Source organism: Nocardioides oceani (assembly GCF_030412965.1).
Taxonomy (GTDB): Bacteria; Actinomycetota; Actinomycetes; order Propionibacteriales; family Nocardioidaceae; genus Nocardioides; species Nocardioides oceani.
The window spans coordinates 1-211 of the sequence record NZ_JAUHJQ010000317.1; the positions used below are offsets into that span (position 1 = coordinate 1).

The following is a 211-nucleotide window of genomic DNA, read 5'->3' on the forward strand; positions in this document are numbered from 1 at the left end:
GCCGGCACCACCGGTCCAGAACGAGGAGAGAACAGTGGCAGTCCCGAAGCGGAAGATGTCGCGCAGCAACACGCGTCACCGTCGGTCGGCCTGGAAGGCCGTCGCGCCCACCCAGGTGACCAGCGCGAACCCCCCCAGCGGTGCCAAGCACCACCCGCACCGCGCGTGCGGCGAGTGCGGGCAGTACGGCGCTCGCGCCGACCCGCGTCAC

The 211-nt window shown here is 72.5% G+C and carries 1 protein-coding gene; it reads left to right on the forward strand.

Going from position 1 to position 211, the window contains the following annotated elements:
* Positions 1–34: 34 nt before the first annotated feature.
* On the forward strand, positions 35–211 hold a 177-nt coding region (rpmF, locus tag QWY28_RS24210), incomplete at its 3' end, for a 50S ribosomal protein L32 (RefSeq protein WP_300955434.1).